The 13,857-nt window shown below is 49.4% G+C and carries 13 protein-coding genes and 1 pseudogene; 6 read left to right on the top strand and 8 right to left on the bottom strand.

Annotated features, from left to right (window positions below):
- Positions 1 to 159 precede the first annotated feature (159 nt).
- From OGY18_RS12635 to OGY18_RS12620, 4 genes are all read right to left on the bottom strand, one after another.
- A complete protein-coding gene (locus OGY18_RS12635) occupies positions 160 to 1,014 on the bottom strand; it encodes an aldo/keto reductase (RefSeq protein WP_286553225.1) in 855 nt (284 codons plus the stop codon).
- A 179-nt stretch (positions 1,015 to 1,193) separates the two neighbouring features.
- On the bottom strand, positions 1,194 to 1,544 hold the full coding sequence (locus OGY18_RS12630) for a hypothetical protein (protein ID WP_003832469.1): 351 nt from the start codon (positions 1,542 to 1,544) through the stop codon (positions 1,194 to 1,196).
- Positions 1,545 to 1,554: 10 nt separating this feature from the next.
- Entirely contained in the window at positions 1,555 to 1,797 is a 243-nt protein-coding gene (locus OGY18_RS12625) for a hypothetical protein (protein ID WP_032934433.1), read from the bottom strand.
- A gap of 579 nt (positions 1,798 to 2,376) precedes the next feature.
- Positions 2,377 to 3,123, bottom strand: coding sequence for a MipA/OmpV family protein (locus OGY18_RS12620; protein WP_284969511.1), 747 nt, complete (start codon positions 3,121 to 3,123; stop codon positions 2,377 to 2,379).
- Between the two features lie 433 nt (positions 3,124 to 3,556).
- On the opposite strand from OGY18_RS12620, the gene yeaG reads away from it, so the two are divergent.
- Together yeaG and OGY18_RS12610 are read left to right on the top strand one after the other, a co-directional pair.
- On the top strand, positions 3,557 to 5,491 hold the full coding sequence (gene yeaG / locus OGY18_RS12615; protein WP_003030707.1) for a protein kinase YeaG: 1,935 nt from the start codon (positions 3,557 to 3,559) through the stop codon (positions 5,489 to 5,491).
- A 120-nt stretch (positions 5,492 to 5,611) separates the two neighbouring features.
- Positions 5,612 to 6,895, top strand: a complete 1,284-nt coding sequence (locus OGY18_RS12610; RefSeq protein ID WP_003832459.1) for a YeaH/YhbH family protein — start codon at positions 5,612 to 5,614, stop codon at positions 6,893 to 6,895.
- 85 nt (positions 6,896 to 6,980) lie between these two features.
- On the opposite strand, the gene OGY18_RS12605 is transcribed toward OGY18_RS12610, so the two are convergent.
- Together OGY18_RS12605 and OGY18_RS12600 are read right to left on the bottom strand one after the other, a co-directional pair.
- Positions 6,981 to 7,391, bottom strand: a complete 411-nt coding sequence (locus OGY18_RS12605) for a hemerythrin domain-containing protein (protein WP_286553222.1) — start codon at positions 7,389 to 7,391, stop codon at positions 6,981 to 6,983.
- 13 nt (positions 7,392 to 7,404) lie between these two features.
- Positions 7,405 to 8,175, bottom strand: a complete 771-nt coding sequence (locus OGY18_RS12600; RefSeq protein WP_008784518.1) for a class I SAM-dependent methyltransferase — start codon at positions 8,173 to 8,175, stop codon at positions 7,405 to 7,407.
- Between the two features lie 164 nt (positions 8,176 to 8,339).
- Between OGY18_RS12600 and dgcJ the strand changes: the two genes are divergently transcribed.
- The 3 genes from dgcJ (at position 8,340) to OGY18_RS12585 (ending at position 10,963) form a co-directional block, all read left to right on the top strand.
- The gene (gene dgcJ / locus OGY18_RS12595) at positions 8,340 to 9,830 is read left to right on the top strand and encodes a diguanylate cyclase DgcJ (protein ID WP_279274835.1); all 1,491 of its coding nucleotides are present in this window, start codon (positions 8,340 to 8,342) and stop codon (positions 9,828 to 9,830) included.
- A 44-nt stretch (positions 9,831 to 9,874) separates the two neighbouring features.
- Entirely contained in the window at positions 9,875 to 10,378 is a 504-nt protein-coding gene (locus OGY18_RS12590) for a YbaK/prolyl-tRNA synthetase associated domain-containing protein (RefSeq protein ID WP_126318388.1), read from the top strand.
- A 138-nt stretch (positions 10,379 to 10,516) separates the two neighbouring features.
- Positions 10,517 to 10,963 (top strand): DUF441 domain-containing protein, encoded by a 447-nt coding sequence (locus tag OGY18_RS12585; RefSeq protein ID WP_003832453.1) that lies wholly within the window; start codon positions 10,517 to 10,519, stop codon positions 10,961 to 10,963.
- On the opposite strand, the pseudogene OGY18_RS12580 reads toward OGY18_RS12585, so the two are convergent.
- Positions 10,940 to 11,738 (bottom strand): annotated as a pseudogene (locus OGY18_RS12580) (AraC family transcriptional regulator). The gene OGY18_RS12585 and the pseudogene OGY18_RS12580 sit on opposite strands and share 24 nt — an antisense overlap.
- Positions 11,739 to 11,837: 99 nt before the next feature.
- On the opposite strand from OGY18_RS12580, the gene OGY18_RS12575 reads away from it, so the two are divergent.
- Entirely contained in the window at positions 11,838 to 13,025 is a 1,188-nt protein-coding gene (locus tag OGY18_RS12575; RefSeq protein ID WP_126318392.1) for a CynX/NimT family MFS transporter, read from the top strand.
- A 37-nt stretch (positions 13,026 to 13,062) separates the two neighbouring features.
- Here OGY18_RS12575 and OGY18_RS12570 read toward each other — a convergent pair whose 3' ends face one another.
- On the bottom strand, positions 13,063 to 13,770 hold the full coding sequence (locus OGY18_RS12570) for a CTP synthase C-terminal region-related (seleno)protein (protein ID WP_003832447.1): 708 nt from the start codon (positions 13,768 to 13,770) through the stop codon (positions 13,063 to 13,065).
- Between the last annotated feature and the right edge of the window lie 87 nt (positions 13,771 to 13,857).

The raw sequence follows: 13,857 nt of genomic DNA, 5'->3' as shown, positions 1-13,857 counted from the left end.
TATCCGGCCTACAAACTACACGCAGCCGTAGGCCTGATAAGCACAGCGCCATCAGGCAGTTCCGCGCACCGTGCCGGATGTGGCTAACGCCTTATCCGGCCTATAAACTACACGCAGCCGTAGGCCTGAAAAGCTGTGGGAACATCGGCATTTGGCAAATCAGGCCATATCCAGCGCGGTTTTACCTTTTGGCGCCGGATACGCCTTATCTAACTGCTTCAACTCATCTACAGAGAGCGTTATCTCCAGCGCGGCGGCATTTTGTTCGACATGCGCTACGCTTGCGGCTTTCGGAATTGCTATTACACCCGACTGGCGAATCACCCATGCCAGCAAAATCTGCGCAGCGCTAACATTGTGCGCGTGCGCGATGTCATTCACCACAGAGTTAGAAAGCAAATCGCCACGCAGTCGTCCCGCCTGGGCCAGCGGACTGTATGCCATGACCGGCATCTGCTGCTGCTGGCACCACGGCAGTAAATCATATTCAATACCGCGCGAGGCTAAATGATAAAGCACCTGATTAATTGCACACTCTCGTCCACCGGGTACCTGCCATAACGCCTGCATATCATCATAATCGAGATTCGAGACGCCCCAACGGCAGATTTTCCCCTGCGCAATCAGTGTTTTCATGGCATCGACGGTCTCTGCAAATGAAAAATCGCCCATCCAGTGCAGCAAATAGAGATCCAGATAATCAGTTTTCAGTCGACGCAGGCTCGCTTCGCAGGCGGCAATGGCTTTCTGTCCGCCGGCATTCCATGGGTAAACTTTCGAGACTAAAAAAGCGCTATCACGCCGCCCCGTTAATGCTTCACCCACTACCTCCTCCGCTGCACCATCAGCGTACATTTCTGCGGTATCAATCAATCGCAGGCCTAGATCCAGTCCGGCCTGCAGCGCAGACACTTCATCCCGGCGTCGGCTTGGATCCTCGCCCATGTACCATGTTCCCTGCCCAATAGCAGGAAGCGATACCTGGTTTGTAAACGTCACCTGTTTCGCTGTCATCGCACCCTCCTGTGTTAATGCACCACAGTAAAGCAAAACAACGCGCATGTGTCCTGTTAGGGTGCACAAATTGCACCATCATGGATTGGAAACCGATCGTTAAGGCGAGCGAAATAAAAAGCCCGGGAACAGCAGATGTTCCCGGGCCGAAATAATACAAAATCTTAACTACGAAGTGGTTATTTTAACCGACCTAGATATTTTCCCTCTTTCATGGCGTTGATTTTTCCGTTTTTATAGACGATGACGGAAATCAAACCTGCGCTATAAGACTGAGCTTCTGCACTATTCTCATCATTTGCCGCAGGTTTGCCATTAATATAAGCAATGCCATCAGCACCACGTTTAAAGTCCACTCCAAGTTTATTCACATGCACGGGCGTGATTTTACTGGCGTGTACCGGAGCATTCGCGTCACTGACCATGGTTTTATGTTCATGCTGTAACTGCTGGCGGTAAGCCTCGCTAATGGCATACGCAGGTGCAGCAGAGGAAGCCACCAACGCAGCGATAATAATTAATTTTTTCATACGTTACACCTTAATACTTATCGTGTTTGTGGTGATGGCTGGAATTAGTATCATTTGTGCCATACACGTTTTGCGCGTTTTCCATAGCCTGTTTTTCAGCGGCAGCATTGATTGTCGCCTGACGGTTTTGCTCCGCAACATAACAGGCATCACGGCTCACACCCTTACTTTCGCAAGCATTCATGCGTGAAGCCTCGGTGGAACAACCAGCCAGAATCCCGCCCATCACAGCTATCATGATTAACTTTTTCATTATATATACCAGGTTTATTCTCAAAAAATCCACATGGCGTATTATATTTAATGCCATGAAGAGTTGCTGTCGCTACTTTAAAGTTTACTTAATATCTGCAATGGAATATTTAATGTCAATTTTAATTTTTTCAGATAAATACCCAAAAGATGTAAAACAAAAATTAATTGAATGATTTTCTCTTTTCAAATGAAAGTTAACTTTCAACGATAATCAAAAAGAATGGAATAGTTATCAACTGTGTCATGGCGCACGATAATAAATAGCAGATCATTGCTACAATCATAAAACAGAATATTATCAAGATATTGCATAAACCCAAATCACTCACGCATGACAATAATGCGTAAAATTGTGTAGATACTCCGTCCTTGCCAAACGAAAATATTTAAGATTAATCAAGTAACAGGTTTAATTTTGGTAATTACAGCAGGGAAAATACGTTAAATATTCGTTGCGACCCAGTGTAATGCTAAAACAGCACAAAAAATCAAATCTCATGTTTTAGATCAATATTCATCTCTGTCACGCACAAAAAAGCCCGCAGAGATGCGGGCTAGTGTTTGACACGCAGTGTCATCAGAACTTGTAGGTCACACCCACCGAGAAGATGCCAGACCAGGACTTATCGACCATCGGGCTGTCTTTCACTTCATCACTCAAACGCACATAACGGCCAGTGCCGTATACGTTCCAGTTGCCAATGAAGTTATAGCTTGCGGTCAACTCCAGGTATGGATCCCATCCATCGTCAGCATTGTAGCTATTCAGACCACTGCGGCGAGACTCGTGATTGGACACGCCATAATAATAGTCGTTGTAGTTTTCGCTGCTGTACTGCACACCGATACCCGGCGTCAGAGTCAGCCCACCATTAGTGTAACGGTAGAGCCAGGCCAGATCCCAGATAAAGCCGTTGCTGTTATCCAGAGTATCACCCGCCAGTGCAGTACGCAGGAAACCATACTGGGTGTTATGTACATACGAGAGGCCAGCCATCATGCTGCTTTTACGCTTGTCGAGTTGGCGCAAAGCATGGCTATCGCTATCACCTGGCTTGAAATGCGTCGGATCATAGTACGCCATGATGGAAAGCTTATCTGTCGTGTCATTCCACAAATAGTAACCGCCACCCAAGCCGTGGAACCACACATTATCGCCTTCATAGGTGACAACCGGAACAGGGTAAACATCGCGGTCATACTGTTTGTATGGGCTGTTAATCACGCCGACACCCGCGCCAACAGTCCACTGGCTTTCAGCCTGTGCGGTGCTAACTGCGGTTGCGGCAAGGACGCTAAGTGCCAGAAGTTTGAGTTTGGTCACAATCCATAATTCCTTATTCAAATGTGTAGCGGTCAAAGTGTAACCGCCAATACGCTTCAGCCCAACTATTTTACGTATTCGCCCCAGAATGTAACCCCCTAATTTCTCAGCGAGTGATGACATTTTGCTTGCAGGACAATGAACACCGCATGAATCCCGCTCCAATTCTTTACATAAGATGTGCTTTTTTTGCTGATGAGTTATTGATATGCCATTGAAATTCATTTGCGCACACAGGCAAGTTTTGCAAATGCCATCTACGCTTAATTTTAGAAGGTGTATCACCGAATACGTTGATCTCCTGACCACTAAAATGGCATGAGAGTTGCTTATTTCCTCAGCAGCGACGTCGTTCAGTTTACCTCTTCAGGGGCCTCTACTATTCATATGAACGGCTCTTAACATGTGCTAAAAAACGAAAGGACGGCATACCATGAATATATTCGATCACTATCGCCAGCGTTATGAAGCTGCCAAGGACGAAGAGTTCACGCTGCAGGAGTTTCTTACCACTTGTCGGCAAGATCGCAGTGCTTATGCCAACGCGGCAGAGCGGCTATTAATGGCTATTGGTGAGCCTGTCATGGTCGACACTGCCCACGAACCTCGACTTTCTCGACTCTTTTCGAATCGGGTAATTGCACGCTATCCCGCCTTTGAAGAGTTTTACGGCATGGAAGACGCCATTGAGCAAATTGTTTCTTATTTGAAACATGCGGCTCAGGGTCTGGAAGAGAAGAAGCAGATTCTGTATCTGCTGGGGCCTGTGGGAGGGGGAAAATCATCTCTTGCTGAGCGGCTGAAGTCGCTGATGCAGAGAGTACCAATTTATGTCCTGAGTGCCAATGGCGAACGTAGCCCGGTCAACGATCATCCGTTATGCCTGTTTAATCCGCAGGAGGACGCGCAGATCCTGGAAAAAGAGTATGGGATCCCGCGTCGCTATCTCGGTACGATCATGTCGCCTTGGGCTGCGAAACGTCTGCACGATTTTGGCGGGGACATTACAAAATTCCGCGTCGTCAAAGTCTGGCCGTCTATTCTGGAGCAGATCGCTATCGCCAAAACGGAGCCTGGTGATGAAAACAACCAGGATATTTCTGCGCTGGTCGGGAAAGTGGATATTCGTAAACTCGAACACCACGCCCAGAACGATCCTGATGCCTACGGTTATTCGGGGGCACTGTGCCGCTCAAACCAGGGGATTATGGAATTCGTTGAGATGTTTAAAGCACCGATTAAAGTGCTGCATCCTCTGCTGACCGCCACCCAGGAAGGAAACTACAACGGGACAGAAGGTATCTCTGCCCTGCCGTTTAACGGGATTATTCTTGCCCACTCGAACGAGTCCGAATGGGTAACGTTCCGTAATAACAAAAACAATGAGGCGTTCCTTGACCGTGTTTACATCGTCAAAGTGCCTTATTGCCTGCGGATCTCTGAAGAGATCAAAATTTACGAAAAACTGCTTAACCACAGTGAGCTGACCCATGCGCCTTGCGCACCGGGCACGCTGGAAACGCTCTCTCGCTTTACCATTCTTTCTCGCCTGAAAGAACCTGAGAACTCGAGCATTTATTCGAAGATGCGCGTTTACGATGGCGAAAGCCTGAAAGATACCGATCCGAAAGCGAAATCCTATCAGGAGTATCGGGATTACGCCGGGGTTGATGAGGGAATGAACGGTCTGTCCACGCGTTTCGCGTTTAAGATCCTCTCTCGCGTCTTTAACTTTGACCATGCCGAAGTGGCAGCTAACCCGGTACATCTGTTTTACGTACTGGAGCAGCAAATCGAACGTGAACAGTTCCCGCAGGAGCAAGCTGAGCGTTATCTTGAGTTCCTGAAAGGCTATTTGATCCCGAAATATGCTGAATTCATCGGCAAAGAGATCCAGACGGCTTATCTCGAATCCTATTCCGAATACGGACAGAACATTTTCGACCGTTATGTCACTTATGCGGATTTCTGGATTCAGGATCAGGAGTATCGCGACCCGGATACCGGTCAGCTGTTTGACCGCGAGTCGCTGAACTCAGAACTGGAGAAAATTGAGAAGCCGGCGGGTATCAGTAACCCGAAAGATTTCCGTAACGAGATCGTCAACTTTGTTCTGCGTGCCAGAGCGAATAACAGCGGTCGCAATCCAAACTGGACCAGTTACGAAAAACTACGCACGGTTATTGAGAAGAAAATGTTCTCCAATACCGAGGAGTTGCTGCCGGTCATTTCGTTCAATGCTAAAACCTCGACTGACGAGCAGAAAAAACACGACGATTTTGTCGACCGTATGATGGAAAAAGGCTACACGCGTAAACAGGTGCGTTTACTGTGCGAATGGTATTTGCGCGTACGTAAATCGTCTTAACATAAGTGCCCGGTGGCGCATGCCTTACCGGGCTTGCAAAACAATGTTCCGTAGGCCGGATAGCGCCAGCGCCATCCGGCACTTACAGACATGGCGAACAGTTGGCAGTACGGGGGGCTTATGACCTGGTTTATTGACCGGCGTCTTAACGGCAAAAACAAGAGCACGGTAAACCGCCAGCGCTTCTTACGCCGTTATAAATCGCAAATTAAACAGTCGATCTCCGAGGCCATTAACAAGCGTTCGGTGACTGATGTGGATAGCGGCGAATCTGTCTCTATTCCGACTGATGATATTAGCGAACCAATGTTTCATCAGGGACGTGGTGGTCTGCGCCATCGCGTGCATCCGGGTAACGACCATTTTGTGCAGAATGATCGCATTGAACGCCCACAGGGCGGCGGTGGCGGTTCAGGAAGCGGACAAGGCCAGGCCAGCCAGGATGGTGAGGGTCAGGATGAGTTCGTCTTTCAGATCTCTAAAGATGAATATCTCGATCTGTTGTTCGAAGATTTAGCACTTCCTAACCTGAAGCAGAATCAGCAGCGTCAGTTAACGGAGTACAAAACGCACCGGGCAGGTTTTACCTCTAACGGTGTGCCTGCCAACATCAGCGTGGTGCGATCCCTGCAAAACTCACTGGCGCGCCGCACGGCGATGACAGCGGGTAAGCGTCGCGAACTGCATGCTCTCGAAGCGGATCTGGAAACCATCGCGAAAAGCGAACCAGCGCAGTTGCTGGAAGAGGAACGGTTACGCAAAGAGATTGCCGAACTACGGGCAAAAATCGAACGCGTGCCATTTATCGACACCTTTGATTTACGCTACAAGAATTATGAAAAACGCCCCGACCCTTCCAGCCAGGCGGTGATGTTCTGCCTGATGGACGTCTCTGGCTCAATGGATCAGTCGACCAAAGATATGGCTAAACGTTTTTATATCCTGCTGTATTTGTTCTTAAGCCGGACCTATAAGAACGTGGAGGTGGTTTATATTCGCCACCATACCCAGGCGAAAGAAGTGGATGAGCACGAGTTCTTCTACTCTCAGGAAACCGGGGGAACCATTGTCTCCAGTGCGCTGAAGTTAATGGATGAAGTGGTGAAAGATCGCTACAACCCTGCCCAATGGAACATCTATGCTGCACAGGCATCGGACGGTGATAACTGGGCTGATGATTCACCGCTGTGTCATGAGATTTTGGCGAAAAAACTGCTGCCAGTGGTACGCTATTACAGCTATATCGAAATCACTCGCCGCGCTCACCAGACCTTGTGGCGTGAATACGAACATCTACAGTCAACCTTTGATAACTTTGCGATGCAGCATATCCGCGACCAGGATGATATTTACCCGGTATTCCGCGAACTGTTTCATAAACAAAGTACGACCAGCAATAGTTAACCACCTAAACAAATCAGCCAGAGGTTATCTTCTCTGGCTGATTTATTCCGGGTGTGGTGCCTTCCGTTCAGCACGTAAAATGACCCTACATCCTTTCCACCAGCGGATAGAAATCTTTATTTTCTTTTTGCATACGCTCAAACACTTTGCGTAGAACAGTGTTGGCATCGCGCCTGAATGCTTCATCATTGCCTATTAATTTACTGGCAATATTCCAGCGCCGGGAAAATACGTCATAATCACTGACGATATCTGTCATTTCGCGTTGAAATTTTGAGCTAACCTGTCTGAACGTGCTATTTCCATCCTGCTCAATATGCGGATAAAGGAACTGATCTTCAGCAGACAAATGCGTTTTTATAATCGCACTCATGCTAACGATCGCAGTAGCAATTTCCTGCGCGTTGGATGATACACCTGCCTGGCTCAACTTACGTAAAAATGAAATTTTCTCAAGGATTTCAACATGCTGATTTTTCATCTTATCAATATTCATCCGTTTATCCTTTTTATTTTCCCTTTACAGAGCAGCAGGCAATATAGTTGAGTTGATGACGTTGCGAACGGAAGAAGCGAAACATTTTCAGGAACCGACGACGATTTTCGCTCGTGCGTAAGCCGTTAAACACAATTTTTACCGCCCCTGTAAGCCCTTCATCACGAACTAATCCGCGCGGCGACATCAGCGACATGTTGCCATTCTGCTGCAGGACCTGTTCGAATCCGCAGTTAAGAAACAAATCACGCCAGCCTTGTCTGGTCATTGGGCTAACGTTTGATTTCACCACATCGACAAGCTGGCCCTGATCGCCCGCCCCCAGTTTTTGGGCGGTGAACATAATATCGTGGGTGAGCAGACGCCCACCGGGCTTCAACACGCGATAATATTCGGCAATTAACTTCGCCTTCGCTTTATCGGCATACATTGTCAGCATGGCTTCGTTAATCACAACATCGAAACTGTTATCCGCAAAAGGAAGAGTGTTGGCGTTTGCAGCCATCACATGAATGTGATTTTCCAGACCATTTGCCGCCACGTTATTCCTTGCATTTGACAGTGCGGTTTTATCCATATCAATGGCGTATACCGTACAACCATAGCGTTGAACTAACTCTATCGCCGTCGTGGCCATGTTGCACGCCACTTCAAGCACCTGGCTGCCGGGCGTCAGCTGTGACTGGCTAAACAACCATTCTGTTGCTTCAACACCGCCCGGACGCAGACGGGTTTTGCCCAGGCTGGCTAAAAATGTATGACCCGCTTTTTCAGTCGCGCTCATTGGCCTGTCTCCTTTCTATAAGTTGCATTATAAATACAACATTAAGAGTTAAAGGTGAAGCGCGCGAATGATTTTTATTACAAAATGTCCTTGCCCGTAGCGTTAGAGCGGATGTATGCCCTGTGATAGACTGAAGTATCAGACTTACAGGGCTGTAAATCATTATGAAATTGCATCATAAAGCGCTCAGGCTCTTTATCTCCGTCAGCGTAATTGTTTTGACGTCTTCTTTTTTGGTTTATGAGCTCATTGCCAGCGATAAAGCAATGAATGCGTACATGCGCTATATCAATGAGAAAGCCGACTCCTCGTTTCTCTATGATAAGTACACAAATCAGAGCATCGCAGCTCATCTGATGCGCACATTTTCGTCCCCTCAGGGGCCTGCTTCTCTCGAACAGCAAAAAGCACTTTGCAACGCTTTCGACAGCGTTAACGGCACTCATGGGCTCAATCTCACTAAGCGTAACTATCTGCCATTACACGGTACGTTGCAGACCACCTCAACAAAATGTAGCGAACAACTTGATGACATTTTTCTGCTGCCCTCTTTTGACCGGGCGGTCAATGTTAATCGCCAGCAGAAAGATTACGGTCAGGGATTAGGGACGCTGGAGTATAAATTTCGATATTACGTCGATCTCAAAAATAACTACGTTTATTTCTATGATTTGATCGACTCGCGGAAATTTGCGATACACAACTGGTCGTTTTTGCAAAAAGGTACGCTGGGAATCGACCAGAATGATATTGACGGTATTTTCACTGGCCGCACGGTGATCTCCAGTATTTATGAAGATAACCTGACCGAGAAAAAGGTGATGAGTTTTTTAACACCGGTTTACTACGCCAATAAGCTAAAAGGTGTGGTGATGGTGGATATTAACAAAGAGAATTTACAGAATATTTTCTATACCAGCGACCGCCCTCTTGTCTGGCGCTATCTTGACGTCACGGTCTCTGACACCAGTTCAGGTAAAGAGATTATCGTTCATAAAAGTGAATCCGATCTGTTCCGCTATGTTCACTATGAGAAGGACATTCCTGGCGGTATACGCATCACACTCTCACTTGATGTTATGTACTTTATTGTCTCGTCCTGGAAGATATTCGCGTTCTATCTACTGGCAACGATATTGCTGCTGAATATGGTCAGAACGCATTTTCGGCTGTATCACAACGTCACGCGGGAAAATATCAGTGACGCGATGACCGGGCTCTACAACCGTAAAATTCTAACGCCGACGCTCGAACAGCGTTTACAACAGTTAGTAAACTCCGGCACCCTCGTGACCTTTATCGCTATTGATTGCGACAAACTAAAAGTTATTAATGATACGTTGGGGCATAAGGAAGGCGACCGCATTATCACCCTCCTGGCCAAAGCTATTCAAACGTCCATTCGCAAAAGTGACTATGCCATCCGCCTCGGTGGCGATGAGTTTTGCATTATCCTCATCGATCACCCCAGTGAATTAACGCCCCGCCTGCTGGAGAGGATTCGCTATAACTTACAAATTATTGCGCAAGATAGATCAATCAGCTTCTCTGTCGGAATTTATAATATGCAGCCAAACGACACCATTGATGATGCCTACAAAGCATCTGATGCACAGCTCTACCTGAACAAACAGAAAAAACGCACCGATGCGTAATCATTTTTCTGACAGGATTTTCATTGTTGTACCAGGAGTAAGTCATGACGGAAGTAAACAAAGGTAACGCAACGCACCAGCGTTTAATCTCCCTGTTGTCAGAACACGGTGCGACCTACCGCGTAGTCAGCCATGAAGCCGTAGGCAAATGTGAAGCTGTCTCTGAAATTCGCGGTACCGCACTGGGTCAGGGTGCAAAAGCGCTGGTCTGCAAAGTAAAAGGCAACGGCGTCAATCAGCATGTTCTGGCGATCCTCTCTGCCGATCAGCAGGCGGACCTGAGCCTGTTGGCCAGCCATATTGGCGGGTTGAGAGCGTCACTTGCCAGCCCGGCGGAGGTAGATGAACTAACAGGCTGCGTATTTGGTGCTATCCCACCGTTCAGTTTTCATCCGAATCTCAAGCTGGTCGCCGACCCGCTGTTGTTTGAGCGTTTTAATGAAATTGCGTTCAATGCCGGAATGCTGGAAAAATCCGTGATCATGGATACCGCAGATTACCTGCGCATCGCGAAACCGGAATTAATCCCGTTCCGCAGAGCACAATAACTGCCCAAGTTAGCAGTAAAAAACATCGCTTCGTGCGTTAGCCCAAAAAAAATCATAATCATTAAAAAAAGCCTGTTCCGTCACGCGTTTACGCGTACAGTAAGCAGGCTTATTTTTTCTTTTGGCAAGGAAACTACGATGTTTGATGTCACTCTGCTGATCCTGCTCGGACTGGCAGCTCTGGGCTTTGTCAGCCACAACACCACTGTCGCTGTTTCAATTCTGGTGCTGATTATTGTCCGTGTTACCCCTCTGAATACCTTCTTTCCCTGGATTGAAAAACAGGGCCTGACCGTCGGGATTATAATTCTGACCATTGGCGTCATGGCGCCGATCGCCAGCGGAACGCTACCGCCCTCCACGCTCATCCACTCCTTTGTGAACTGGAAATCACTGGTTGCTATTGCCGTTGGGGTATTTGTCTCCTGGCTTGGCGGACGCGGCGTTACGCTAATGGGCAGCCAGCCTCAGCTTGTTGCTGGTTTACTGGTGGGCACGGTACTGGGCGTGGCGCTGTTTCGCGGTGTGCCAGTGGGGCCGCTTATTGCGGCAGGTCTGGTCTCATTGATTGTTGGGAAGCAGTAGCCAGCCCGTTCAGATAACGGCCTGGTGTCTGTCCCAGGCCTTTTTTGAACATAGTGATAAATGCCGTGGTCGAATCGTACCCGAGCATTTGCGCGACCTGTTGTACATTGCGACCATCAATTAACGCCTGCAGCGCCAGAATCAGCTGGAGCTGGTGACGCCAGCGGCGAAAACTCAACCCCGTTTCTTTGACGACCAGGCGAGCAAGGTTACGTTCACTCATCGCAAATACGCTGGCCCATTGTCCCAACGTCTGCCATTGTGCAGGCTCTCTCGCCATCGTTGCGACCATTCTGCGAATTTTCGGGTGCTCGGAAACCGGCAACTGCATTTGCTCCTGGGGTTGCTGCGGCAGTTCATCAAACAACACCTGCGTCAGCCGCTGGGTTGCCGGCTCCAGCCGTTGGGCATCCGTTTTGGATGCCAGCGCCAGAATAAGCTCCCGGCACAACGGAGCAATTTTCAGCGTGCAGCAACGATCGGGCATCACGACGGCCTGCGGCTCAATAAACAAAAAGCATAATTGTGCGCCAACGGTAACGTGGTTGCTGTGTGGAATTTCACCGGGGATCCACACCGCATATTGCGGGGGCACCATCCACATAGCATTTTCAACCTCACAAGTGATCGCGCCATGCAACGCCAGAATCAACTGGCCTTTACGGTGCTGATGCAGCGGACTAAAAAGTTCATCTTCCCGGGCCTGAATACAAAACGCCACGGCCGCATCGTGGTGAAGATCCGGTTCATATCCATCCAGCCTCAGTCCTAACATAAAAATGTCCGATTTAAGCGATAAACTGTCATTTTAGCTTGATTCATCCATTGTGTAAAAACGCTAAGGTATCGCCTCGCCTGACGATATGAGAAAAAAATGACAAATACTCCTTCCTCCCGTGGCAAGAACGCAGCGTTGCTGATCGCGGGGATCCTGATGATTGCCACCACATTGCGCGTCACCTTTACCGGAGCTGCCCCGTTGCTGGATGCAATTCGCGCCGACTACGGTCTGAGCACTGCCCAGACGGGGCTTCTGACCACCCTGCCACTGCTGGCTTTCGCACTGGTTTCACCTCTGGCTGCCGCCGTTGCGCGCTGTTGGGGTATCGAACGCAGCTTGTGTGTCGCTATGCTACTGATTTGCGCTGGTATTGCGATACGTTCGCTGCCCTCACCCGGGTTCCTGTTTAGCGGCACCGCGATCATTGGTTGCGGAATCGCCTTGGGCAATGTGCTTTTACCCGGACTGATTAAGCGTGATTTTGCTCAGCATGTGGCGAAGCTCACTGGCGCATACTCGCTGACCATGGGCGCGGCAGCGGCACTGGGTTCCGCCATTGTGGTACCGCTGGCGTTGAACGGGTTTGGCTGGCGCGGTGCGCTGATGGTACTGATGGCCTTTCCGCTACTGGCGCTGATTATCTGGTTACCCCAATGCCGCCAGACGGCCAATGCCAGCTTGAGCAACTCGCGCGCGCTGCATTCCCGCGCGATCTGGCGCTCCAGCCTCGCCTGGCAGGTGACGCTGTTTCTGGGGATCAATTCGCTTATCTACTACGTCATCATCGGCTGGCTGCCCGCTATTTTGATCAGTCACGGCTACAGCGAGTCGCAGGCCGGTTCACTGCATGGTTTACTGCAGCTGGCGACCGCCGCGCCGGGATTATTGATTCCTCTCGTCCTGAACAGATTTAAGGATCAGCGCGCCATCGCCGCTCTGGTTTCATTAATGTGCGCCGTCGGCGCGGCGGGATTCGCCATAATGCCCGACCAGGCATTGCTATGGACCATCCTGTTTGGCTTTGGCTCGGGCGCGACGATGATCCTCGGCTTGACCTTTATTGGCCTGCGCGCAAGCTCAGCGCATCAGGCTGCTGCCCTCTCCGGCATGGCACAGTCTGTCGGATATTTACTGGCGGCCTGCGGACCACCACTGATGGGGAAAATTCACGACCTCAACGATAGCTGGCTGATTCCTCTTGGCGGGGTCGCCGTGTTAGCGATGCTGATGGCGGTATTTGGTTTGTGCGCGGGGCGCAATCGGGAGATCGCGAGCGCATAATGCACAGGGCAGGTTCGTGAACAACCTGCCCGTTTTTTTATCCGCGCGCGGCGCGCAGCATCGCCTGAACTAACGGCACGGGTTTTCCCGCCAGCGCTCCGCGTTCATGTTGAAAGAGCGTGCCAACATAAAATGGATGCGTCACCAGCTCAATGGCACGAATATCACCAACCTCATCCCAACCGGTCACCCGAAGATCGCCGCTTTCAAGCTCGGCGGCAAAATCCTCCGATACGCCATAGTTGCAGTGATATCCCTCGGTGATAACATCCCGCCCGTAGGCTTTGGCAATCAGCGTATTGGCCCGCAGCTCAATATCATCCGTTTTTTCTACCAGCGAGCAGGTCAATGGTGCTATCACCATTCGACCCGTGGTGTCCGTCTCGGCGTGGCCGGCATCGCTCCAGCCCAGCACGTTGCGGGCGTACTCCAGAATCGCATGCTGAAAGCCGCCGCAGGTACCCAGGAATGGGATGCTGTTTTCACGCGCGTAGCGTATCGCTATCAGCGCCCCTTCAAGATGGCGATATGGACTGCCTGGAACGACCCAGATGGCATCATAGCCAATCAAGTCCTCACTGCTGTTGATATCAGATGTAGTTAGCCAGTCGTAATCAGCCACTAATTCCAGAACGGCGGCAGCATCATCGATAGCAAGGGGAATAGCCTGGTGCGCCACAATATCGGGGCTGTAATCACCCACCAGCGCAATGCGAAGCGTATCTTTAATTGGGGAAATTTCCATTAAGCTTTCCTTGTGTCCTGACAATAAGGGACAGCATAAGGAGCCTCAGCCTACCGACTTTTTAGTGGTATCACAATCCCTTAAATT

Source organism: Citrobacter sp. Cpo142, assembly GCF_030332425.1.
Classification (GTDB): domain Bacteria; phylum Pseudomonadota; class Gammaproteobacteria; order Enterobacterales; family Enterobacteriaceae; genus Citrobacter; species Citrobacter portucalensis.
The sequence above is the reverse complement of the archived record's forward strand: the minus strand, read 5'-3'. Positions and strand labels throughout refer to the sequence as shown.

Bases quoted from the DNA above. Each gene is read 5' to 3' on its own strand.
- OGY18_RS12635 (WP_286553225.1), bottom strand. From the start codon at position 1,014: ATGACAGCGAAACAGGTGACGTTTACAAACCAGGTATCGCTTCCTGCT.
- OGY18_RS12630 (WP_003832469.1), bottom strand. From the start codon at position 1,544: ATGAAAAAATTAATTATTATCGCTGCGTTGGTGGCTTCCTCTGCTGCA.
- OGY18_RS12625 (WP_032934433.1), bottom strand. From the start codon at position 1,797: ATGAAAAAGTTAATCATGATAGCTGTGATGGGCGGGATTCTGGCTGGT.
- yeaG (WP_003030707.1), top strand. From the start codon at position 3,557: ATGAATATATTCGATCACTATCGCCAGCGTTATGAAGCTGCCAAGGAC.
- OGY18_RS12610 (WP_003832459.1), top strand. From the start codon at position 5,612: ATGACCTGGTTTATTGACCGGCGTCTTAACGGCAAAAACAAGAGCACG.
- OGY18_RS12605 (WP_286553222.1), bottom strand. From the start codon at position 7,391: ATGAATATTGATAAGATGAAAAATCAGCATGTTGAAATCCTTGAGAAA.
- OGY18_RS12600 (WP_008784518.1), bottom strand. From the start codon at position 8,175: ATGAGCGCGACTGAAAAAGCGGGTCATACATTTTTAGCCAGCCTGGGC.
- dgcJ (WP_279274835.1), top strand. From the start codon at position 8,340: ATGAAATTGCATCATAAAGCGCTCAGGCTCTTTATCTCCGTCAGCGTA.
- OGY18_RS12590 (WP_126318388.1), top strand. From the start codon at position 9,875: ATGACGGAAGTAAACAAAGGTAACGCAACGCACCAGCGTTTAATCTCC.
- OGY18_RS12585 (WP_003832453.1), top strand. From the start codon at position 10,517: ATGTTTGATGTCACTCTGCTGATCCTGCTCGGACTGGCAGCTCTGGGC.
- OGY18_RS12575 (WP_126318392.1), top strand. From the start codon at position 11,838: ATGACAAATACTCCTTCCTCCCGTGGCAAGAACGCAGCGTTGCTGATC.
- OGY18_RS12570 (WP_003832447.1), bottom strand. From the start codon at position 13,770: ATGGAAATTTCCCCAATTAAAGATACGCTTCGCATTGCGCTGGTGGGT.